Below are 22,537 nucleotides of genomic sequence, written 5' to 3' on the forward strand. Positions count from 1 at the left end.
GGGTTTGAATGGAAATTTTGGGTAAGGATGCTATGAAAACAATCAAGCGAGCCCTCACGGGCGTGCTGGCATGCAGCGGACTGCTCTTTGCCGGCGCTGCTCTGGCGGTCGGTGATAGCCCGGGCGGCCCCCGCGTCAACGAGATCAACTTTCAGCCGCCGGTCACGAAAATCGCCGAGGAGCTCTACGATCTCCACACGATGATGCTGATCCTGTGTACGGTGATCTTCGTCGGCGTGTTCGGCGTGATGTTCTATTCGATCTTCGCGCACCGCAAATCCAAAGGCCACAAGGCCGCCAATTTCCATGAAAGCACGACCGTCGAAATCATCTGGACGATCGTGCCGTTCATCATCGTCGTGCTGATGGCGCTGCCGGCCACGAAGGCCGTCGTCGCGATGAAGGACACGACCAACGCCGATCTCACGATCAAGGTCACCGGCTACCAGTGGAAGTGGGGCTACGACTACGTGAAGGGCCCGGGCGAGGGCATCAGCTTCCTGTCGACGCTCAGCACGCCGCGTGACGAAGTGATGGGCAAGAAGGCCATCACCGAAACCTATCTGCAGGAAGTCGACAATCCGCTCGTGGTGCCGGTCAACAAGAAGATCCGCATCATCACGACCGCGAACGACGTCGTTCACTCGTGGTACGTGCCCGCGTTCGGCGTGAAGCAGGATGCGATCCCCGGCTTCGTGCGCGATACGTGGTTCAAGGCCGACAAGGTCGGCACGTTCCGCGGCTTCTGTACCGAACTGTGCGGCAAGGAACACGCGTTCATGCCGGTCGTCGTCGAAGTGCTGTCGGAAGACGACTACGCGAAGTGGGTGACCGCGCAGAAGGCCAAGCTGGCCAGCGCAGCGGTCGATCCGAACAAGGTGTACACGATGGCCGAACTCGTCGCGCACGGCGAGGAAGTCTACAAGGCGAACTGCGCGGCCTGCCACCAGGTGAACGGCAAGGGCCTCGGCGCATTCCCGGCGATGGACGGCAGCCCGATCGTGAACGGCCCGATCGCCGGCCACGTCGAGCGCGTGCTGCACGGCAAGGGCGCAATGCCGTCGTGGGCGTCGCTGTCGGACCTCGACATCGCATCGGTCATCACGTACGAGCGCAATTCGTGGGGCAACCACAAGAACGACCTGCTGCAGCCGAAGCAAGTGGCTGACGCGCGCAACGGCAAGATGCCGGAAGACACCGCAGGCGCGGCAGCGCCGGCCGAAGCGGCCTCGGCACCGGCGCAAGCCGCGTCGGGCGCAGCCGAGCAGCCGGCCGCAGCGTCGGCATCGGCCGCCGCGGCACTGTCGACGATCTACTTCGAAACGGGCAAGAGCGCGCTGCCGGCCGACGCGAAAGCGGCGATCGCAGCGGCGGCCGACTATGCGAAGGCGCATCCGGATGCGAAGCTCGCGCTGTCGGGCTTCACCGACAAGACGGGCTCGGCCGACGCGAACGCCGAACTCGCGAAGCATCGTGCACAAGCCGTGCGCGACGCGCTGAAGGCAGCAGGCGTGGCGGAAGACCACATTATTCTCAAAAAGCCGGAAACGATCACGGGCGGGGCTGACGCCAAGGAAGCCCGGCGGGTCGAGATCGGGCCGGCGGCTTGACGTGTCGCTGAGTTAGTCGACGTATTCGCATTAGGAGATTCTCATGTCTAGCATCGGGCACGACGTAGCCGCGGGCCACGCGCACGACGACCACGCGCACGAAGCGCCGCACGGTTGGCGCCGCTGGCTGTTCGCCACCAACCACAAGGACATCGGTACGCTGTACCTGCTGTTCTCGTTCATCATGTTCCTGTCGGGCGGCGTGATGGCGCTCGGCATCCGTGCCGAGCTGTTCGAGCCGGGCCTGCAGATCATGCGTCCGGAGTTCTTCAACGAACTCACGACGATGCACGGCCTGATCATGGTGTTCGGCGCGATCATGCCGGCGTTCGTCGGCTTCGCGAACTGGATGATTCCGCTGCAGATCGGCGCGTCCGACATGGCGTTCGCGCGGATGAACAACTTCAGCTTCTGGCTGCTGCCGGTCGCGGCCGTGCTGCTGGTCGGCTCGTTCTTCGCGCCGGGCGGCGCGACGGCTGCCGGCTGGACGCTGTACGCACCGCTGTCGACGCAGATGGGCCCCGGCATGGACTTCGCGATCTTCGCGGTCCACATCATGGGTGCGTCGTCGATCATGGGCGGCATCAACATCGTCGTGACGATCCTGAACATGCGCGCACCGGGCATGACGCTGATGAAGATGCCGATGTTCGCATGGACCTGGCTGATCACCGCGTACCTGCTGATCGCCGTGATGCCGGTTCTGGCAGGCGCGATCACGATGGTGCTGTTCGATCGCCACTTCGGCACGTCGTTCTTCAACGCGGCAGGCGGCGGCGACCCGGTGATGTACCAGCACATCTTCTGGTTCTTCGGCCACCCCGAGGTGTACATCATGATTCTGCCGGCGTTCGGGATCGTGTCGCAGGTGATCCCGGCGTTCGCACGCAAGACGCTGTTCGGCTACAGCTCGATGGTGTACGCGACGGCTTCGATCGCAATCCTGTCGTTCATGGTCTGGGCGCACCACATGTTCGCGACGGGCATGCCGGTCACCGGCCAGCTGTTCTTCATGTACGCGACGATGCTGATCGCGGTGCCGACGGGCGTGAAGGTGTTCAACTGGCTCGCGACGATGTGGCGCGGCTCGATGACGTTCGAAACCCCGATGCTGTTCGCGATCGGCTTCCTGTTCGTGTTCACGTTCGGCGGCCTGACGGGCCTGATGCTCGCGATGGCGCCGCTCGACATCCAGTACCACGGCACTTACTTCGTGGTCGCGCACTTCCACTACGTGCTGGTGGCCGGCTCACTGTTCGCGCTGTTCGCGGGCTGGTACTACTGGTCGCCGAAGTGGACGGGCTGGATGTACAACGAGACGCGCGGCAAGATCCACTTCTGGGCGTCGATGATCTTCTTCAACCTGACGTTCTTCCCGATGCACTTCGTCGGGCTCGCGGGCATGCCGCGCCGCTATGCGGACTACCCGGCGCAGTTCACGGACTTCAACCAGGTCGCGACGATCGGCGCATTCGGCTTCGGCCTCGCGCAGGTGTACTTCCTGTTCGCGGTCGCGCTGCCGGCCTACCGTGGCGGCGGCGAGCTGGAAAAGGCGTCGGACAAGCCGTGGGATGGCGCGACGGGCCTCGAGTGGACGGTGCCGAGCCCGGCTCCGTTCCACACGTTCGAGCAACCGCCGCACGTCGAATAAGTTTCATCCGCCGTTCCGCCGCTGCCTGCCGCGCAGGCAGGCGCGGCGGGCGCGGAATCGATGGATCAGCGAAGTTTCAGCGAAGTTTCAGATGAACCGGAATCCACAAGAAAGACGAACGCCCGAGCAGATTCGCGCGGGCAACAAGCGGCTCGGCCTCATCCTGCTCGTCATCGCCGCCGTTTTTTTTGTGGGTGTCGTGATCAAGCAGTGGTGGCTGTCCACTCACTGATGCAGTAACTGACGCAGTAGCGAGGATGTAGTCGTATGTCGAAGCCGGAAGAGGGCGCCGTGGATCGTGCGTTCAATCGTTCGATGCTGGTGAAGCTCTTCGTGGTGGCCGCGCTGATGTTCGGCTTCGGCTTCGCGCTGATTCCGATGTATCGCGCGATCTGCCAGATCACCGGCATCAACAACCTGGTGCAGCGCGATGTCAGCGAGCGCGAGGCGAAGAGCACGCAGGTCGACTACAGCCGCACGGTGTCGGTCGAGTTCGACGCGAATGCGCGCGGCCCGCTCGGTTTCAAGCCGGAGCACAACAGCCTCGACGTGCATCCGGGCGAGCTGACGACGATCGTGTACGACGTGACGAACGGCCAGGGCCGGCCGGTGGTCGCACAGGCGATTCCGAGCTACGCGCCGAAGCAGGCGACGGAGTTCTTCAAGAAGATCGAGTGTTTTTGCTTCACGCAGCAGACGCTGGCCGCGAACGAGTCGCGCAAGATGCCGGTGGTGTTCGTGATCGATCCGAAACTGCCGAAGGACGTGAAGACGATCACGCTGTCGTACACGTTCTTCGAGCTGAATACGCCGGCCGCGCCGGCGCCGGCACCGCGCAAGACGGCGGAGCAGCGCGCGGCGAAGCCGGACGCATGACGACGGAGACGGGGCGATGACGGAAACCAAGCGAAGCGGGTCGTTCGGCCAGGCGTTGCGAGCGGTGTTGTGGTCGTTCTTCGGCGTGCGCAAGCGGCGCGACCTGGAGGCCGATGCGACGCAGCTGAATCCGCTGCACGTGCTGATCGTCGCGTTGATCGCGGCCGGCGTGTTCATCGGCGTGCTGATCCTGATCGTGCGGGCGGTCGTGGGCTGAGCCCGCGGCCCCGAAAGAATGCAGTGCGCAGCGCCCCGGCGCTGCGTGCGGGAACGAGCGGCGGCCGTCGCGCCGCGCAAGAAATAAAGCCGGAGCGGTTTCCGGTACACAAATTGGACTGAAGTGGAGAATCAAGCATGAGCGGTCAAAACCAGACCCCGTACTATTTCGTGCCGCATCCGTCGCAGCATCCGATCAGCGCGGCCGTCGGCCTGCTGGTCATGCTCGGGTCGGTGGCGCTGTGGATCAACGGTCACGACTGGGCGCCGTACACGGCGCTGCTCGGCCTGCTGTGGTTGCTCTTCACGCTGTATCACTGGTTCGGCGACGCGATCGCCGAATCGGAAGGCGGTCACTACGGCAAGAACGTCGACAAGTCGTACCGCTGGAGCATGAGCTGGTTCATCTTCTCCGAAGTGATGTTCTTCGGCGCATTCTTCGGCGCGCTGTTCTATGCGCGTGAAATCGCGCTGCACCAGCTCGGCAGCCTCGACTACAAGCTGATCTGGCCGGACTTCTCCGCCGTGTGGCCGAACGAAGGCCCCGCCGCGCTCGCCGGTCACTTCAAGACGATGGGCCCGTGGCCGATCCCGACGCTGAACACCGCGTTCCTGCTGTCGTCGGGCGTGACGCTGACGATCTCGCACCACGCGCTGCGCGACGATCACCGCAAGAAGGCGATCGCATGGCTCGCCGCGACGCTCGTGCTCGGTATCTGCTTCCTGTTCATGCAGGGCTTCGAGTACTACCACGCGTACAACGAACTGAACCTGACGCTGAACTCGGGCGTCTACGGCTCGACGTTCTTCCTGCTGACGGGCTTTCACGGCTTCCACGTGTTCCTCGGCGGCACGATGCTCGCGGTGGTGCTGGTGCGGATGATCCGCGGCCACTTCAAGCCCGATCACCACTTCGCATTCGAAGGCGCCGCGTGGTACTGGCACTTCGTCGACGTCGTCTGGCTCGGCCTGTACGTCGTCGTCTACTGGCTGTAAATGCAACGACGGCCCGCGCAGCGATGCGCGGGCCGTTTTCATTGGCGGGGACGGGGCAGCGGCCGGCTGCCTGCGCTCAACGCCACCTGGCGCCGCCGCGACTCAGTCAGGCGGCGCTTTTGCTTGGTGGCGGCGCTGTGCGGCGAAATGTCACAGCAGCCACAGCGGCCGCGGCGGATGCAATCACCGCCCGATCGGCAGGCCGGTCGAATGGATCCAGCCCATCCAGTTCGCGAACAGGATGAACAGGAACAGCGAGACCGACAGCCCGACGCGGGTGGCGAGCGACCAGACCATGCGTTTCGTATGGCCGCGGTCGTGCATCATGAAGTACAGCGCCGAGCCCATGCTGGCGATGATCAGGACGAAGGCGATGGGAACGAGTATGTGCATGACACGAACCGGACGACGGCAATTCGAAAGGAAGAGGATAATTATCGCACTTCGCTTTCGCGAATGCGCCTGGCAGGTGGCCCGATGAAGATCCGCTGGCTGCCTGCGCTGCTGATCCTCGTCGTCGTCGCGGTCGCGATCCGCCTCGGTTTCTGGCAGCGCGACCGCGCGCACCAGAAGGAAGCGCTGCAGGCGAACATCGTGCGCTTCGAGCACGCGGCACCCGTCGACGTCGGCGCGCAGCCGATTCCGCTCGCGTCGATCGAGTTCCACCGCGTGCGGGCCCGCGGCCGCTTCGTGCCGGAGCAAGCGGTGTTCCTCGACAATCGGCCGTATAACGACCAGCCGGGTTTTTACGTCGTGATGCCGTTTAAACTCACGGGCGGCGGCGTCGTGCTGGTGAACCGCGGCTGGCTGCCGCGCAACATCGCCGACCGCACGGCGATCGAGCCGTTCGCGACGCCCGCCGGCGACATCGAGATCGAAGGCATCGCGCGCGCCGACGCGTCGCGTGCGTTCGAGCTCGGCGAGGGTGGTTCGGCCGCGCACCAGAAAATCCGGCAGAACCTGGACGTCGCCGCGTATGCGAAGGAAACGGGGCTGCCGCTGCAGCCGTTCGTGATCCAGCAGACGAGCGACGACGGCGACAAGCTCGTGCGCGACTGGCCGGCGGCGACGACCGGCGTCGAGCGCAATTACGGTTACATGTTTCAGTGGTGGGGCATCGCGGCGGCCGCGCTCGGTTTCGGCCTGTACGCCGCGCGGCGCGCGGCGAAGAAGTCGGCCGGCGCGTGAGCGCGATGCCTGGACGCGGCGGCAGCGCCGCGGGTTCGTTTCGAGAGGTCTGATTTGTCCATGCAATCTTCCCGTCAGGGTCCGGCCGCGTCGCCGGTTTCGCCGGCGGCCCGCAAGCGCGGCCGCTGGATGCTCGTGCTGCTCGGGCTCGTGTGCGCGGCGCCGATGATCGCGTCGTACTTCACCTATTACGTGATCAAGCCGAAGGGCGGCTCGACCAACTACGGCACGCTGATCGAGCCGCAGCGGCCGATCCCGGCCGACCTGCAGGTCACCGACGAAACGGGCAAGACGGTGCCGCTGTCGTCGCTGCGCGGCGTGTGGCTGTTCGTGATGACCGACCGCAGCGCGTGCGACGACGCCTGCGCGCAGAAGCTCTATTTCATGCGCCAGATCCGCGTCACGCAGGCGGGCGAGCGGCACCGCATCACGATGGTGTGGCTGCGCAGCGATGCGGGCGCGATTCCGCCGAAGGTGCTCGAAGCGTACCCGGACACGCGCCGGCTGGTCGCCGATCCGGCCGCGGTCGCCGCGTGGCTGCCGGCCGACGCCGGCACGAAGGACAGCGACCACCTGTACCTGGTCGATCCGAACGGCAACCTGATGATGCGTTTCCCGAAGAACCCGAACCCCAGCAAGATCAAGACGGACGTCACGAAGCTGCTGAAGTGGTCGAGCATCGGCTAAGGCGAGACAACGAGGCAACCATTCGATGTCGTATCTACTGCAACTCGGCCTGATCGGCTTGTGCATCGCGCTGCTGCCGCTGTCGTACGTGTGGGTGAAGGCCGACGACAACAAGTTCCGCAAGCTGGTGTGGATCACCACGTTCCTGACCCTCGACCTCGTGATGTTCGGCGGCTTCACGCGGCTGACCGATTCGGGCCTCGGCTGCCCGGACTGGCCCGGCTGCTATGGCACATCGTCGCCGTTCATCGCGCATGCGGCGATCACGGCCGCGCACCAGGCGATGCCGACCGGCCCCGTCAGCATGACGAAGGCGTGGATCGAGATGATCCACCGCTATTTCGCGATGGCGATCGGCGTGCTGATCATTGCGCAGGTCGTGATCGCGTGGTCCGCGCGGCTGCGCCGCCGGCCGCTGCACGTGTCGCCGTGGTGGCCGACGAGCCTGTTGCTGCTGATCGTCGTGCAGGGCGTGTTCGGCGCATGGACGGTCACGATGAAGCTGCAGCCGGTGATCGTCACGACCCACCTGCTGCTCGGCCTCACGCTGCTCGGCACGCTCGGCTGGCTCGCGGCGCGGCAGACGCCGCTGCCGTCGCATGACCCGGAAGCCGGCCGCTACCGCGCGGCCGCGCTCGCGGCGCTCGCGCTGCTGGTCGTGCAGATCGCGCTCGGCGGCTGGGTCAGCACCAACTACGCGGTGCTCGCCTGTACCGATTTCCCGACCTGCAACGGCCAGTGGATCCCGCCGATGAACTTCGGCCAGGGCTTCCATCTGTGGCGCGCGCTCGGGATGACGAAGGACGGCGAAGCGATCACGCAGGACGCGCTGGTCGCGATCCACTGGACGCACCGCACGTTCGCGTTCGTCGTCGTCGCGTACCTGGTCGCGTTCGCGCTGAAGATGCGCCGCTTCGAGTCGCTGCGGCGGCCGGCGAACGGCGTGCTGCTGGTCGTGCTGCTGCAGTTCCTGACGGGCCTGACCAACATCGTGCTGCAGTGGCCGCTGCCGGTCGCGGTCGCGCACAACGGCGGCGCCGCGATCCTGCTGCTGCTCGTCGTCATGTTAAACTTTCGCATCCTTTCAAGCCGCCCCGGCCGTGTCGTGCAGCCCGCGCGCGACGCCGCCCCGGCGTGACCGTCCCCATGCAAAGCACCCTTTCCCAATCGCCCGGTAGCCGGTTTTCGCAGTACATGGCGCTGACGAAGCCGCGTGTCACGCAGCTCGCGGTGTTCTGCGCGGTGATCGGCATGTTTCTCGCGACGCCGGGCATGGTGCCGTGGCACGTGCTGATCGGCGGCACGGTCGGCATCTGGCTGCTGGCCGGCGCCGCGTTCGCGATCAACTGCCTCGTCGAGCAGAAGGTCGACGCGATGATGCGCCGCACCGCGTGGCGCCCGTCCGCGCGCGGCGAGATCACGACCCCGCAGATCCTGCTGTTCTCGGCCGTGCTCGGCAGCGTCGGCGCATGGACGCTCTATACGTTCACCAACCCGCTGACGATGTGGCTCACGATCGCGACGTTCGTCGGCTACGCGGTGATCTACACGCTGCTGCTCAAGCCGATGACGCCGCAGAACATCGTGATCGGCGGCGCGTCGGGCGCGATGCCGCCGGCGCTCGGCTGGGCCGCGGTCACCGGCGCGGTGCCGGGCGATGCGTGGATCCTCGTGCTGATCATCTTCGTGTGGACGCCGCCGCATTTCTGGGTGCTCGCGCTCTATCGCCGCAAGGACTACGAGAACGCGGGGCTGCCGATGCTGCCCGTCACGCACGGCGAGAAGTACACGCGCCTGCACATCCTGCTGTACACGGTGATCCTGTTCGCGGTCGCGCTGATGCCGTTCATCTCGGGGATGAGCGGCGCCGTCTACCTGACGAGCGCGGTGCTGCTCGGCGCGGTGTTCCTCGCGTATGCGTGGAAGATCTACCGCGACTATTCGGACGAACTCGCCCGCAAGGCCTTCCGCTACTCGATCGTCTACCTGTCGCTGCTGTTCGCCGCGCTGCTCGTCGATCACTATGCACGCCCGCTGCTCGGCGTGTAACCGCACGGTTTGAACGCAATGCTCCAATCATGGTTCGGGCGCCGCGCGCGCCAAGGCTGGCTGCTCGCGTGCGCATTCGCGGCAGCCGCGCTGCTCGCTGGCTGCGACAACGCGCCGAAATTCCAGAATCTCGACATCACCGGCAACACGCAGTTCGGCAGCGATTTCGCGCTGCCCGATACGACCGGCAAGGTGCGCACGCTCGCCGACTTCAAGGGCAAGGCCGTCGTGATGTTCTTCGGCTATACGCACTGCCCGGACGTGTGCCCGACGACGATGGCCGAGCTGTCCGAAGCGCTGAAGCAGCTCGGGCCCGATGCCGCGAAACGCGTGCAGGTGCTGTTCGTGACCGTCGATCCGGAGCGCGACACGCCCGCGCTGCTCGGCCAGTACGTGCCCGCGTTCGATCCGTCGTTCATCGGCCTGCGGCCGGCCGACGACGCGCAGCTCAAGAAGGTCACGAAGGATTTCCGCGTGTACTACGCGAAGGTGCCCGGCAAGACGCCCGGCAGCTACACGATGGATCACACCGCCGCGAGCTACGTGTTCGATCGCGACGGCAAGCTGCGCCTGTTCGTGCGCGACGGCCAGGGCCCCGGCCCGTGGGTTCACGACCTGAAGCTGCTGGTCGACTGAGCGGCGCGCGCCGCACGATCGCCCGGGCGTCCGCCCGGCGATACGCGTGACGGCCGCGCCGTCACGCACTCCTCCTGCCTCTTTCCCGACGATTCGCGATGCGCGGCGCTCGTAGCGGCGCGGCATGCACGCGCGCGTGCTTCCGCGTGTCCGCGCGCGGCAGCGTTACGGCAGCGTTACGGCAGCGCCGGCACGTTGAAGCCCTGCGCCGCGCGCGTGATCCTGAACTCGGTCACGCGATATGTCGCGAGTCCTTCGGTCACGAACGGATCGGTGTCGAGGATCGCGTCGAGTTCGTCGCGGTCGATCCGGGCCGCGAGAATCACGCCGCCTTCGCGCGGCACCTTCGGCCCCGCCGCGATGAAGATCCCGCGTTCGAACAGCGGCTGCAGATACGCGCGATGGCGCTCGAGTGCATCGTCGATGCGCTCGAGCGACGCGTGGTAGTGAATATCGATGACGTACATGAACGGCCCCGGAATGTCGCCGGCGCGTCGCGCACCGGCCAGCCGGTCTTTGTAGCACAGCGGCCGTTCGATGTGGTGCCGTGCAGCGTGCGCGCGGGCCGTGCGCGCCCGGCGCGTGTATTCAAGTTGAAAGTCGCGCTGCCGTAAATACGGAGGCAACCGTTTGCGCGCGACCGGCCGTTCGCGCGCCACGCGGGCATCGACTTCGACTTCAAGGCACGCAGATGAGCAGAATGAGTTTGAACCGCAAGCTGTGGCTCGCGCTTGCGCTGGTATGGATCGGTCTACTCGGCGTCGGCGCGTGGAGCGCGTACGAGACGCGCGCGACGATGCTCGCCGAACGCAAGGAAGGCATCGCCAACCTCGTCGAGTCGGCGGCCGGCATCGTGAAGGCCTATCGCGCGCTCGCGCAGGCCGGCACGCTGTCCGAGGCCGACGCGAAGCGCGACGCGCTCGCGAGCCTCGCCGCGATGCGCTACGGCGAGTCGGGCTACGTATTCGTGATGGACTCGAAGCCCGTCGTGCTGATGCACCCGACGCTGCCGAAGCTGGTCGGCACGCAGGTCGGCGACTATCTCGATCCGGACGGCAAGCCGCTGTTCGTCACGATCCTGAACGCCGCGAAGGCGACCGGCAGCGGCTTCGCCGAGTATCGCGGGCGCCTGCCGCACAGCGAGACCGCGGTGCCGAAGATCAGCTACGTCACGCGCTTCGCGCCGTGGGACTGGAACATCTCGAGCGGCGTGTTCCTGAAGGACATCGATACCGTCTACTACCGCACGCTGTTCGGCCACCTCGCGTTCGTGTTCGTGATCGGCTTCGTGATCAGCGCGGCGATGCTCGTGATCATCCGCAACGTGCGCGGCAGCCTCGGCGGCGAGCCCGACGAAGCGGCCGCGCTGGCGGCCCGCATCGCGCAGGGCGACCTCACGCGGCCGGTACCGGTGCGCGCGGGCGACAGCAGCAGCATGATGGCGGCGATGCGCGACATGCAGGCGCGCCTGCAGGCGACGATCGGCGGAATCCGCCAGTCGGCCGAATCGATCGCGTCGGCGAGCCGCGAGATCGCGTCCGGCAACGACGACCTGTCACAGCGCACCGAGGAGCAGGCCGCGTCGCTCGAGGAAACGGCCGCGAGCATGGAGCAGCTGACCGCGACGGTGAAGCAGAACGCCGACAACGCGCGGCAGGCGAGCGGGCTCGCGAACAATGCATCGGAGATCGCGCGGGCCGGCAACGACGTCGTGAGCCGCGTGATCGGCACGATGGGCGAGATCGACGACAGCTCGCGCAAGATCGCCGACATCATCGGCGTGATCGAGGGCATCGCGTTCCAGACCAACATCCTCGCGCTGAACGCGGCGGTCGAGGCCGCGCGCGCCGGCGAGCAGGGCCGCGGCTTCGCGGTGGTCGCGGGCGAGGTGCGCTCGCTCGCGCAGCGCAGCGCGACGGCGGCGAAGGAGATCCGCGCGCTGATCGTCGATTCGGTCGAGCGCGTGCGCAACGGCTCGACGCTGGTCGGCCAGGCCGGCACGACGATGGGCGAGATCCTGCAGGCGGTCGCGCGCGTGACCGACATCATGGGCGAGATCGCGGCCGCGTCCGAGGAGCAGGCGAGCGGCATCACGCAGGTCGGGCGCGCGGTCACGCAGATGGACCAGGTCACGCAGCAGAACGCGGCGCTCGTCGAGCAGGCCGCGGCCGCTGCAGCGTCGCTGCAGGAGCAGGCCGGGAAGCTGCGCGACGCGGTCGGCGCGTTCCGGGTCGGCGAAGCGGCCGGCAGCGTCGGGCGAAATGCCACTGACGGCCAAACCGCGCGGGCACTGCCGGCACCGTCGCGGTGCATACCTATATGAGCGGGATGTATTTCACTTCCGGCCGATCCTGTGACACCATTTGCCCCTTCGTGCGAGTTCGGGCATACCCGTATCGCGCCCCCATTTTCAGTTAGCAAGAAAGCGAGAAACAGATGAAGCGTCGCAGTCTCCTGAAGGTATTTTCCGTGCTGGCCACCGGTGCAGCGCTGACGCTGTCGGCGGGCGCGCACGCCGAGGACAAGGTGGTCAAGGTCGGCACGGTGGCCGGCCCGGATGCGGAAGTGTGGCAGGTCGTGCAGAAGGTCGCGAAGGAGAAGGAAGGCCTGAACGTGAAGGTCATCGAGTTCAACGACTACGTGCAGCCGAACGCGGCGCTCGACGCGGGCGATCTCGACGCGAACAGCTTCCAGCACCAGCCCTACCTCGACAGCCAGGTGAAGCAGCGCGGCTACAAGATCGTCAGCGCGGGCCTCACCTACATCTCGCCGATCGGCGTGTACTCGAAGAAGTTCAAGTCGCTGAAGGATCTGCCGCAAGGCGCGAAGCTCGCGGTGCCGAACGATCCGTCGAACGAGAACCGCGCGCTGCTGCTGCTGCAGACGCAAGGCGTGATCAAGCTGAAGGCCGGCGCCGGCACGGGCGGCAACAACGCGACGGTGCTCGACATCGCCGAGAACCCGAAGAAGCTGAAGATCTCCGAACTCGACGCCGCGCAACTGCCGCGCGTGCTGTCGGACGTCGACGCCGCCGTGATCAACACGAACTATGCGCTCGCCGCGAACCTGCAGCCGACCAAGGACGCGATCGCGCTCGAATCGCTGACGAGCCCGTACGCGAACCTGATCGCCGTGCGCGCGAAGGACAAGGATCAGCCGTGGGTGAAGAAGCTGGTCAAGGCGTACCAGTCGCCGGAAGTGAAGGAGTTCATCAAGAAGCAGTTCAAGGGCTCGATGGTCGCGTCGTTCTGAACGCCGCCCACTAGTCGGACGCTGGAAAGAAAAGGCCTGCATCGTGCAGGCCTTTTTCATTGGCGCGGCCGGCGGGCAACGGTGCCGCGACGGCGGGGCGGCGTTCGCCGCCGTCTCACATGTCGCCGCGCCGCGAGCAGATCGCCATGATCTGCTGGATCGCGTAGTTGTCGCGCACGCCCGGCAGCGACTGCACGACGCACGCGTGAAAGCGCCGCTCGCGCGGCAGCAGCATCGCGTTGTTGCGGTACAGCGCGTCGCACGAGCGCTGGATCAGCTGCGCGGCCGCGCCGTTGCGGCTCTCGCGCAGCGCACCCAGCATGCAGTCGTCGTATTGCGCGCTGCCGTCGGTCAGCGCGACGGCCGCGCCCGGCAGCGCCATCGCGACGGCCGCGGATGCAATCGCTCGGATCGTCCGTTTCAAGTCCCCTCCGGTGGTGTCGATCGGGTCCGCGGACAGCATAACGTAAAGCCGTGAACGCGGCTGACGCGTTGCGCGCGGACCGGCGCGAAGCACCGCCGGGCGGGCTTCGAGCGCGTATCGGGGCGGTGCGGCGGCAGGCGGCGCGGGTCGCTCGGCCGAAAGCATCGAGTCAGGCGGTGGTCTGCGGAAATGGTATCCTCGTGCGTTCGCCGCCGCGCGCCTTCCCGGGGCCCGCGCGGGGCCGCTGCCGCCCGAGCCGTCACCCGGCTGCGCGCGCATCGGCACCTGCATGACGGCGGCGGGAATCCATCATCCAGAACCGACACAAATACGGGGGAGACTCACCCATGAAGCGTTTCAAGACTTTCGCGATCCGTTCGATCACGGCCGGCGTCGCCGCGCTCGCGCTGGCAGGCGCCGCGCACGCGCAGACCGTCAAGGTGCTGTCGATCGTCGACCACCCGGCCCTCGACGCGATCCGCGACGGCGTGCGCGCCGAACTGAAGGCCGAAGGCTACGGCGACGACAAGCTCAAGTGGGAATACCAGAGCGCACAGGGCAACACGGGCACGGCCGCGCAGATCGCGCGCAAGTTCGTCGGCGACCAGCCGGACGTGATCGTCGCGATCGCGACGCCGGCCGCGCAGGCGGTCGTCGCGGCGACCAAGAGCGTGCCGGTCGTGTATTCGGGCGTGACCGATCCGGTCGCGGCCCAGCTCGTGAAGGGCTGGGGCCCGTCGGGCACCAACGTGACGGGTGTGTCCGACAAGCTGCCGCTCGACCGCCAGGTCGCGCTGATCAAGCGCGTCGTGCCGAAGGCGAAGACGGTCGGCATGGTCTACAACCCGGGCGAGGCGAACTCGGTCGTCGTCGTGAAGGAACTCAAGGAGATCCTCGCGAAGCAGGGGATGACGCTCAAGGAAGCGGCCGCGCCGCGTACCGTCGACATCGGCCCGGCCGCGAAGAGCCTGATCGGCAAGGTCGACGTGATCTACACGAACACCGACAACAACGTCGTGTCCGCGTACGAAGCGCTCGTGAAGGTCGCAAACGAAGCGAAGATCCCGCTCGTCGCCGGCGACACCGACAGCGTGAAGCGCGGCGGCATCGCCGCGCTCGGCATCAACTACGGCGATCTCGGCCGGCAGACCGGCAAGGTCGTCGCGCGCATCCTGAAGGGCGAGAAGCCGGGCGCGATCGCATCGGAAACGAGCAGCAACCTCGAGCTGTTCGCGAACACGGGCGCGGCCGCGAAGCAGGGCGTCGCGCTGGCACCGGACCTCGTGAAGGAAGCGAAGACGGTCATCAAGTAAGCCGCGGCCGGTCATCGTCATCGCCGCGCTGGCAGGCCCGATCCGGGCCTGAACGAAACCGCCGGACGGGCGGCTCTCACCCGGGGTCGCCCGTCCGCTTTGCCCGGCCGTACACGCGAGGCCGGGAAGCAACAGGATTTCCCCATCATGTCTCTGTTCTCGTTTCTGGGCGCGCTGGAGATCGGCCTGATCTTCAGCCTCGTCGCCCTCGGGGTGCTGATCTCGTTTCGCATCCTCAACTTCCCCGACCTCACCGTCGACGGCAGCTTTCCGCTCGGCGGCGCCGTCGCCGCGACGCTGATCTCGGCCGGCCACGACCCGTTCACGTCGACCGTGATCGCGATCGTCGCGGGCGCGCTGGCCGGCTTCGTCACCGGCTGGCTCAACGTGCGGCTCAAGATCATGGACCTGCTCGCCAGTATCCTGATGATGATCGCGCTGTATTCGGTGAACCTGCGGATCATGGGCCGGCCGAACGTGCCGCTCATCACCGAGCCGACGATCTTCACCGTGCTGCAGCCCGACTGGATGCCCGATTACGTGCTGCGTCCCGCGCTGCTGGCGATCGTCGTCGTGGTCGCTAAGCTCGGTCTCGACTGGTTCTGCTCGTCGCAGCTCGGGCTCGCGATGCGCGCGACCGGCGCGAATCCGCGGATGGCGCGCGCGCAAGGCATCGCGACGGGCCGCGCGACGCTCGCCGGGATGGCGCTGTCGAACGCGCTCGTCGCGCTCGCCGGTGCGTTGTTCGCGCAGACGCAGGGCGGCGCCGACATCTCGATGGGGATCGGCACGATCGTGATCGGGCTGGCCGCCGTGATCATCGGCGAGACGCTGCTGCCCGCGCGCCGGCTCGTGCTGACGACGCTCGCCGTCGTGCTCGGCGCGATCGTCTACCGCTTCTTCATCGCGCTGGCGCTGAACAGCGAATTCATCGGCCTGAAGGCGCAGGACCTGAACCTCGTGACGGCCGCGCTCGTCACGATCGCGCTGGTGCTGCCGGCGACGCGCAAGAAGCTGTTCGCGCGCAAGAACGGAGGGGCATGACATGCTGTCGGCACAAGACCTGAAACTCACGTTCAATCCCGGCACGCCGATCGAGACGCGCGCGCTGCGCGGGCTGTCGCTCGAGATTCCCGACGGGCAGTTCGTCGCGGTGATCGGCTCGAACGGCGCCGGCAAGTCGACCTTTCTCAATGCGGTCAGCGGCGACCAGCGCGTCGATGCCGGACGCATCGCGATCGACGGCACCGACGTCACGCGCCAGCCCGCGTGGGACCGCGCGCACCTCGTCGCGCGCGTGTTCCAGGATCCGATGGCCGGCACCTGCGAGGCGCTGACGATCGAGGAGAACATGGCGCTCGCGATGGCGCGCGGCGCGCGACGCGGCTTCCGGGCCGCGCTCGATCGCCCGTCGCGCGAGCTGTTCCGCGACAAGCTGCGGCTGCTGAACCTCGGGCTGGAAAACCGGCTGACCGACCGGATCGGGCTGCTGTCGGGCGGCCAGCGGCAGGCGGTGAGCCTGCTGATGGCGTCGCTCAGGCCATCGCGGATCCTGCTGCTCGACGAGCACACGGCCGCGCTCGATCCGAAGACGGCCGCGTTCGTGCTGGAACTGACCGCGCGCATCGTCAACGACAGCAAGCTGACGACGATGATGGTCACGCACAGCATGCGGCAGGCGCTCGACTACGGCGACCGCACGGTGATGCTGCACCAGGGGCAGGTCGTGCTCGACGTGTCGGGCGACGAGCGCCGCGGGCTCGACGTGCCGGACCTGCTGCAGATGTTCGAGAAGGTGCGGCACGAGCAGCTCGACGACGACGCATTGCTGCTCGGCTGACGGGCGGCGGCCAGACCGGTGCGCGGCTGCGCGCCGCGTGCCGGTTTGCGTCGCGCTTCGGCGGCGCGATCCGGTTTCACGTGCGCCGTATCGGGGCCGGATCGGTGGAGCGGCGTGCGGACCGTGCGAGCCGGCACGCCTGTCCCGTCCGTCGTAACATGAAGCCCATGCCGGCTTTCCCGATGCATTTCCTCTGACGAAAACCCCGTTTCGTCCCAGTACTGTGCGACGCGAGCGCATTGCCATATACTGTATATCCATACAGTTGTGGGTGGCGTCATGCTCGCATCCTCCATTTCCCCCGAATCCCTTCATCCGTCGCTGTGGCGCGGCTCGCAGCTCGCGCGCGGCGGTCCGCGCACGATCGACACGGGTTTCGCGCCGCTGTCCGCCGAGCTGCCGGGCGGCGGCTGGCCGGTCGGCGGGCTCGTCGAACTGCTGGCCGCGCAGCCGGGCTGCGGCGAGATGCGGCTGCTCGCGCCCGCGCTCGCGCGCACCGTCAGCGCGCGGCGTCCGCTCGCGCTCGTCGCGCCGCCGCACGCGCCGCATGCGGCCGCGCTCGCCAGCCTCGGCGTGCCGTCCGATGCGCTGCTGTGGCTGCGCGCGGGCAGCCGCACCGACGCGCTGTGGGCCGCCGAGCAGGCGCTCAAGGCGGGCTGTTGCGGCGCGCTGCTGCTGTGGCAGGACGCGCGGCCCGATGCGCTGCGGCGCCTGCATCTCGCGGCCGCGCGCAGCGGCGATACGCTGTTCGTGATGCTGCGCCCGCTGTCGGCGGCCAAACAGCCGTCGCCGGCCGTGCTGCGCGTCGCGCTGCATCCGGTGCCGGGCGGCGTGTCGCTCGATATCGTCAAGCGTCGCGGGCCCGCGTGCAGCGAGCCGCTCGCGCTCGACCTGCCGTCGCCCATCGTGGAGAGCCGCTATGCGCGTCTTGCTCGGCATCCATCTGCCGCGCCTGCCGCTCGACGTGTGCGTCCCGCCGCCGTCTGACGCGGACGCCGCCGACGTCGGCTGCGCGGTGCTCGAGCAGGGTGTCGTGCTGATTGCCGACGCGCCTGCGCGCCGGCACGGCGTGCGCGCGGGCATGAAGCGCGGCGGCGTGCTGACGCTCGCGCCCGACACGCGGCTCGTCGAACGCGATCCCGCCCGCGAGGCCGATGCGCTGCGCGCGGTCGCGCTCGCGTTGCTGCGCTTCTCGCCGTGCGTCGCGCTCGACGACGAAGCAACGCTGATCGTCGACGTCGGCCCGAGCCTGCGCCTGTTCGGCGGGCTGCCGTCGCTGTGCCGCCAGGTGCGGGCGATGCTCGCGGCGCTCGGCTATGCGGCGCGCCTGTCCGCCGCGCCGACCGGGCGCGGCGCGTGGCTGCTCGCGCGCACGTCGGCGCGAGCGCGCATCCGGCGCCGCGTGGCCGCACCGGCTTCGCTCGTCCGCACGCTCGACCGGTTGCCGTGCGTGCTGCTGCCCGATGCGCGTCCGTATGCGGGCTGGTTCGACGGCCTCGGCTGCCGCACGCTCGCCGATCTGCGCGCGCTGCCGCGCGCGGGACTGCAGCGGCGCTGCGGTCCGGCGCTGCTCGCCGCGCTCGATCGCGCGTACGGCGATGCGGTCGAGCCGCTCGCGTGGATGGCAGTGCCGCCCGTGTTCGACGTGCGGCTCGAGTTGCCGGAGCGCGTCGAATACGCGGAAGCCGTGCTGTTCGCCGCGCGGCGGCTCGTCGTGCAGCTATGCGGGTGGCTGGCCGCGCGGCAGCTGTCGCTCGCCGCGATGACGTTCGATCTCGAGCACGAGCGCGGCCGCCAGGCCGTGGCGCCGACGCCGCTCGACCTCGCGTTCGCGGCGCCCGTGCGCGATGAAGCGCACTTCATGCGGCTGCTCGGCGAACGGCTCACGCGCGTCGAATTGCCGGCCGCGGTGATTGCGGTGCGGCTGAAGGCCACGCGCGTCGAATCGGTCGCGCCGCCGGCCGACGATCTCTTTCCGGAGCCGGGCGGCACGAAAGAGACGCGCGCGCGGCTGTTCGAGCTGCTGGTCGCGCGGCTCGGCGCGGACCACGTGCTGCGCGCGGCGCCCGTCGCCGATTACCGTCCGGAGGCCGCGAACCGCTGGCTGCCGCTCGATGCGCAAGCGGGCAAGCCGGCCGGCGGGCTGCCGGCCGTGCCGCCGCGCCCCGCGTGGTTGCTGGCCGAACCGTTGCCGCTGCCGATGCGCGGCGAGCGGCCGGTATTTCATACGCCGCTGCGGATGATGTCGTCGACGGAGCGGATCGAGGCCGGATGGTTCGATGGCCAGTTCGCCGCACGCGATTACCACGTCGCGCAGGACGAAGCCGGTGCGTGCTATTGGGTGTTCAGAGAGCGTGCGGGCAGCGAGTCCGAACCGCACTGGTTCCTGCACGGGCTGTTCGGGTGAGCGAAGATGGTTGCGGAATTCAGTGTGCTGCCCGATTACGCGGAGTTGTTCTGCCGTTCGAACTTTTCGTTCCTGCATGGCGCGTCGCATGCGGAAGAACTCGTCGAGCGCGCGGCGGAGCTCGGCTATCGCGGGATCGCGATCACCGACGAATGCTCGCTCGCCGGCGCGCCGCGCATGCATGTCGCGGCAAAGGCGCAAGGGCTGCCGCTCGTCATCGGTTCGTATTTCGACGTCACGCCGGATGAAGTCGCGCCCGGCCACGATCCGGGCCCCGGCGCGTTCGGGCTCGTGTTGCTCGCGCAGAACCGCGACGGCTACGGCAATCTTTCCGAGCTGATCTCGTGGCGGCGCATGGCCTCGCCGAAGGGCACCTACACGCTGACGTCGCGGATGCTGTCGGCGCCGCCGGCCGGGTTCGCCCATTTGCGCGGGATGCCCGACTGCTTCGCGATTCTCGTGCCGGCATATCCGGTGCGTGCGGACGTGCTCGATGCGCAGGTCGCGTGGTTTCGCGCGACGTTCGGCGAACGCGCGCGGCTCGGGCTCGTGCAGTTGCAGCGCGCGCTCGATGGCGCGCAGCGCGACGAGATCCGCGCGGCCGGTGAGCGGCGCCGCGTGCGTATCGTCGCGTTGGGGGACGTGACGATGCACGTGCGCTCGTGCAAGCCGCTGCAGGACGTGATGACGGCGATCCGCGTCGGCATGCCGGTCTCCGAATGCGGGTATGCGCTTGCGCCGAATGCGGAGCAGCATCTGCGTTCGCGCGGGCGGATCGCGAAGCTGTTTTCGCCGGACGAGATCGCCGAAACCTGCGCGATGCTCGACGCATGCGATTTCGAGCTCGACTCGCTGCGTTACGAGTACCCCGACGAGATCGTGCCGAAGGGGCTCACGCCGACGCGCTATCTGGAACAGGAAACCTTCGCCGGGGCGGCCGATCGTTATCCTCAAGGCCTTCCGGAGAAGGTCGAGAAGCAGATCCGCCATGAACTCGATCTGATCGCGCGGCTCAGCTACGAACCGTTCTTCCTGACCGTCTACGACATCGTCAAATACGCGCGCAGCCAGAACATCCTGTGCCAGGGCCGCGGCTCGGCCGCGAACTCGGCCGTCTGCTATTGCCTCGGCATCACCGAAGTGAATCCCGACCAGAGCACGATGTTGTTCGAGCGCTTCATCAGCGAGGAGCGCGGCGAGCCGCCCGACATCGACGTCGACTTCGAGCATCAGCGCCGCGAAGAAGTCATCCAGCATATCTACCGGAAATACGGCGAGGATCGCGCGGCACTCGCGGCGGCCGTGTCGACGTATCGTCCGCGCGGCGTGCTGCGCGAAACCGGCAAGGCGCTCGGCGTCGATCCGATGCTGGTCGATCGCGTCGCGAAGGGGCATCGCTGGTTCGACGGCAGCCGCGACCTGCTGCAGCAATTCGCGTCGACCGGGCTCGATCCGGCGACGCCGATCATTCAGGCATGGGCCGAGCTGGCAGGGCGCCTGCTCAATTTTCCGCGCCATCTGTCGCAGCACTCGGGCGGCTTCGTGATCAGCCGCGGCAAGCTCACGCGGCTGGTGCCGGTCGAGAACGCGGCGATGGACGGGCGGCGCGTGATCCAGTGGGACAAGGACGATCTCGAGGCGCTCGGGCTGATGAAGGTCGACGTGCTCGCGCTCGGCATGCTGTCGGCGCTGCATCGCGCATTCGACCTGCGCACCGCGTGGCGCGGGCCGGAGAAGGACGGCAAGCCGTTCACGCTGAAGCATATTCCGCAGGATGACGAAGCAACCTACGACATGATCTGCCGCGCCGATACGGTCGGCGTGTTCCAGATCGAATCGCGCGCGCAGATGTCGATGCTGCCGCGGCTGAAGCCGCGCAATTACTACGACCTCGTCGTGCAGGTGTCGATCGTGCGGCCCGGGCCGATCCAGGGCGGCGCCGTGCATCCGTACCTGAAGCGGCGCAGGATCGTGGCCGGCGAGGAGGACGGCGAGGTCACGTATCCGAGCGAGGCGCTCGAGCAGGTGCTCGAACGCACGCTCGGCGTGCCGATCTTCCAGGAACAGGTGATGCAGATCGCGATCGTCGCGGCGGGTTTCACGCCCGGCGAGGCCGACGCGCTGCGCCGCGCGATGGCCGCGTGGAAACGCAAGGGCAACCTCGAGAAGTATCACGACAAGATCATCAGCGGGATGCTCGAGCGCAACTACACGCGCGAGTTCGCCGAGCAGATCTTCGAGCAGATCAAGGGCTTCGGCGAATACGGCTTCCCCGAGAGCCACGCGGCGAGCTTCGCGAAGCTCGCGTACGCGAGCAGCTGGCTCAAGTGCCACGAGCCGGCGATCTTCGTCGCGGCGCTGCTGAACAGCCAGCCGATGGGATTCTACGCCCCCGCGCAACTCGTGCAGGACGCGAAACGCCACGGCGTGAAGGTGTTTCCGGCCGACGTCACGCGCAGCGGCTGGGAGGCGTCGCTCGAAGCGCTGCCGGGCCAGCCGCCGCCGCACGGCCAGCCCGCGGTGCGGCTCGGCCTGTCGCTCGTGCGCGGCCTCGGCGAGGCCGCCGCGCGGCGCATCGAGGCCGCGCGCGCGGCCGGTCCGTTCGAGAACGTCGACGCGCTCGCGCGCCGCGCGCAGCTCGAACGGCGCGATCTCGAAGCGCTCGCGGCCGCGAACGCGCTCGCGACGCTCGCCGGCCATCGCCGCGATGCATTGTGGCAGGCCGTCGCCGCGGCGCCCCAGCGCGACCTGCTCGCCGCCGCGCCGATCGACGAAGCGGAGCAGCCCGCGCTCGACGCGCCGTCCGAAGCCGACGACATCCTCGCCGACTATCACGCCACCGGCCTCACGCTGAAGCGCCATCCGGTCGCGCTGCTGCGGCCCGCGTTGCGCGCGCAGCGGCTGTCGTCCGCGGCCGAGCTGCGCGACCGTCCCGACGGCCGGCTCGCGCGCGCGTGCGGGCTCGTGATCGCGCGGCAGATGCCGGGCACCGCGAAGGGCGTGATGTTCATGACGCTCGAGGACGAAACGGGCTGCGTGAACGTGATCGTGCGGCCCGAGCTGCTCGCGCGGCAGCGCCGCGAAACGCTCGATTCGCGGCTGCTCGCCGCATCGGGCGTGTGGCAGGTCGTCAGCGACGTCAGGCACCTCGTCGCGCAGCATTTCGAGGACCTGACGCCGCTGCTCGGCGGCCTGCGCACGTCGAGCCGCGAATTCCACTGACGCGGCGCGCCGCAGCCCGACGGCGCCAGGTGCATACCAGTCGCGTGAACTGGTTCTATTCCGGTATCGTTTTCTCCGCCTTCAGGCCGCCAGATCCGGCGCCTGAACTGTCCCCTTGCATACCAATCCGGGTAAATCCCTACCCTGCATCGCATTGTAAACAAAGGCTT

General features: G+C 67.8%; 22 protein-coding genes. 19 read left to right on the forward strand and 3 right to left on the reverse strand.

Translation table 11 applies throughout. The features are described from left to right. Positions 1–8 precede the first annotated feature (8 nt). The 6 genes from coxB (at position 9) to Q3A80_RS19130 (ending at position 5,349) form a co-directional block, all read left to right on the forward strand. The gene (gene coxB / locus Q3A80_RS19105) at positions 9–1,610 is read left to right on the forward strand and encodes a cytochrome c oxidase subunit II (RefSeq protein ID WP_446330476.1); all 1,602 of its coding nucleotides are present in this window, start codon (positions 9–11) and stop codon (positions 1,608–1,610) included. Positions 1,611–1,653: 43 nt separating this feature from the next. Next, the gene (gene ctaD / locus Q3A80_RS19110) at positions 1,654–3,261 is read left to right on the forward strand and encodes a cytochrome c oxidase subunit I (protein WP_446330477.1); all 1,608 of its coding nucleotides are present in this window, start codon (positions 1,654–1,656) and stop codon (positions 3,259–3,261) included. 91 nt (positions 3,262–3,352) lie between these two features. Next, the gene (locus Q3A80_RS19115; protein ID WP_006760728.1) at positions 3,353–3,493 is read left to right on the forward strand and encodes a cytochrome oxidase small assembly protein; all 141 of its coding nucleotides are present in this window, start codon (positions 3,353–3,355) and stop codon (positions 3,491–3,493) included. Positions 3,494–3,528: 35 nt separating this feature from the next. Continuing rightward, positions 3,529–4,137 (forward strand): cytochrome c oxidase assembly protein, encoded by a 609-nt coding sequence (locus tag Q3A80_RS19120; RefSeq protein WP_446330478.1) that lies wholly within the window; start codon positions 3,529–3,531, stop codon positions 4,135–4,137. Between the two features lie 16 nt (positions 4,138–4,153). Beyond that, positions 4,154–4,354, forward strand: a complete 201-nt coding sequence (locus Q3A80_RS19125; protein WP_006760730.1) for a DUF2970 domain-containing protein — start codon at positions 4,154–4,156, stop codon at positions 4,352–4,354. Between the two features lie 137 nt (positions 4,355–4,491). Then, positions 4,492–5,349, forward strand: a complete 858-nt coding sequence (locus Q3A80_RS19130) for a cytochrome c oxidase subunit 3 (RefSeq protein ID WP_446330479.1) — start codon at positions 4,492–4,494, stop codon at positions 5,347–5,349. 183 nt (positions 5,350–5,532) lie between these two features. On the opposite strand, the gene Q3A80_RS19135 is transcribed toward Q3A80_RS19130, so the two are convergent. Next, positions 5,533–5,742 (reverse strand): twin transmembrane helix small protein, encoded by a 210-nt coding sequence (locus Q3A80_RS19135; RefSeq protein ID WP_006752055.1) that lies wholly within the window; start codon positions 5,740–5,742, stop codon positions 5,533–5,535. Positions 5,743–5,826: 84 nt separating this feature from the next. Here Q3A80_RS19135 and Q3A80_RS19140 point away from each other — a divergent pair, with 84 nt between their 5' ends. The 5 genes from Q3A80_RS19140 to Q3A80_RS19160 are packed head-to-tail and all read left to right on the forward strand — an operon-like array spanning position 5,827 to position 9,909. Further along, positions 5,827–6,537, forward strand: coding sequence for an SURF1 family protein (locus tag Q3A80_RS19140; RefSeq protein WP_446330480.1), 711 nt, complete (start codon positions 5,827–5,829; stop codon positions 6,535–6,537). Between the two features lie 60 nt (positions 6,538–6,597). Beyond that, complete coding sequence (locus tag Q3A80_RS19145) at positions 6,598–7,224, forward strand: SCO family protein (protein WP_446330481.1); 627 nt, start codon at positions 6,598–6,600, stop codon at positions 7,222–7,224. 25 nt (positions 7,225–7,249) lie between these two features. Then, positions 7,250–8,362 carry a COX15/CtaA family protein gene (locus Q3A80_RS19150; RefSeq protein ID WP_446330482.1) on the forward strand — a complete coding sequence of 371 codons (1,113 nt, stop codon included), beginning with the start codon at positions 7,250–7,252 and terminating at the stop codon, positions 8,360–8,362. Positions 8,363–8,370: 8 nt separating this feature from the next. Next, on the forward strand, positions 8,371–9,273 hold the full coding sequence (cyoE, locus tag Q3A80_RS19155; protein WP_040142097.1) for a heme o synthase: 903 nt from the start codon (positions 8,371–8,373) through the stop codon (positions 9,271–9,273). An 18-nt stretch (positions 9,274–9,291) separates the two neighbouring features. Next, positions 9,292–9,909, forward strand: a complete 618-nt coding sequence (locus Q3A80_RS19160; RefSeq protein ID WP_446330483.1) for an SCO family protein — start codon at positions 9,292–9,294, stop codon at positions 9,907–9,909. A gap of 176 nt (positions 9,910–10,085) precedes the next feature. On the opposite strand, the gene Q3A80_RS19165 is transcribed toward Q3A80_RS19160, so the two are convergent. Continuing rightward, positions 10,086–10,376: a YciI family protein gene (locus tag Q3A80_RS19165; protein ID WP_446330484.1), complete on the reverse strand. Its 291-nt coding sequence runs from the start codon at positions 10,374–10,376 to the stop codon at positions 10,086–10,088. 224 nt (positions 10,377–10,600) lie between these two features. Between Q3A80_RS19165 and Q3A80_RS19170 the strand changes: the two genes are divergently transcribed. Further along, entirely contained in the window at positions 10,601–12,232 is a 1,632-nt protein-coding gene (locus Q3A80_RS19170; protein WP_446330485.1) for a methyl-accepting chemotaxis protein, read from the forward strand. 113 nt (positions 12,233–12,345) lie between these two features. After that, positions 12,346–13,161, forward strand: coding sequence for a MetQ/NlpA family ABC transporter substrate-binding protein (locus Q3A80_RS19175; protein ID WP_446330486.1), 816 nt, complete (start codon positions 12,346–12,348; stop codon positions 13,159–13,161). A gap of 115 nt (positions 13,162–13,276) precedes the next feature. On the opposite strand, the gene Q3A80_RS19180 is transcribed toward Q3A80_RS19175, so the two are convergent. Then, entirely contained in the window at positions 13,277–13,585 is a 309-nt protein-coding gene (locus tag Q3A80_RS19180; RefSeq protein ID WP_446330487.1) for a VF_A0006 family four-cysteine protein, read from the reverse strand. A gap of 347 nt (positions 13,586–13,932) precedes the next feature. Here Q3A80_RS19180 and Q3A80_RS19185 point away from each other — a divergent pair, with 347 nt between their 5' ends. The 6 genes from Q3A80_RS19185 (at position 13,933) to Q3A80_RS19210 (ending at position 22,367) form a co-directional block, all read left to right on the forward strand. Further along, a complete protein-coding gene (locus Q3A80_RS19185) occupies positions 13,933–14,898 on the forward strand; it encodes an ABC transporter substrate-binding protein (RefSeq protein ID WP_446330488.1) in 966 nt (321 codons plus the stop codon). A 147-nt stretch (positions 14,899–15,045) separates the two neighbouring features. After that, a complete protein-coding gene (locus Q3A80_RS19190) occupies positions 15,046–15,942 on the forward strand; it encodes an ABC transporter permease (RefSeq protein ID WP_446330489.1) in 897 nt (298 codons plus the stop codon). Position 15,943: 1 nt separating this feature from the next. Then, positions 15,944–16,738: an ABC transporter ATP-binding protein gene (locus Q3A80_RS19195; RefSeq protein ID WP_446330490.1), complete on the forward strand. Its 795-nt coding sequence runs from the start codon at positions 15,944–15,946 to the stop codon at positions 16,736–16,738. A gap of 279 nt (positions 16,739–17,017) precedes the next feature. Further along, a complete protein-coding gene (imuA, locus tag Q3A80_RS19200) occupies positions 17,018–17,725 on the forward strand; it encodes a translesion DNA synthesis-associated protein ImuA (protein WP_446330491.1) in 708 nt (235 codons plus the stop codon). Next, positions 17,658–19,145 carry a Y-family DNA polymerase gene (locus Q3A80_RS19205; protein ID WP_446330492.1) on the forward strand — a complete coding sequence of 496 codons (1,488 nt, stop codon included), beginning with the start codon at positions 17,658–17,660 and terminating at the stop codon, positions 19,143–19,145. The genes imuA and Q3A80_RS19205 overlap by 68 nt, the downstream gene beginning before the upstream one ends. Before the next feature lie 6 nt (positions 19,146–19,151). Further along, positions 19,152–22,367, forward strand: coding sequence for an error-prone DNA polymerase (locus Q3A80_RS19210; protein ID WP_446330493.1), 3,216 nt, complete (start codon positions 19,152–19,154; stop codon positions 22,365–22,367). Positions 22,368–22,537 lie beyond the last annotated feature (170 nt).

The sequence above is a fragment of the Burkholderia sp. SR8 genome, from assembly GCF_052851275.1.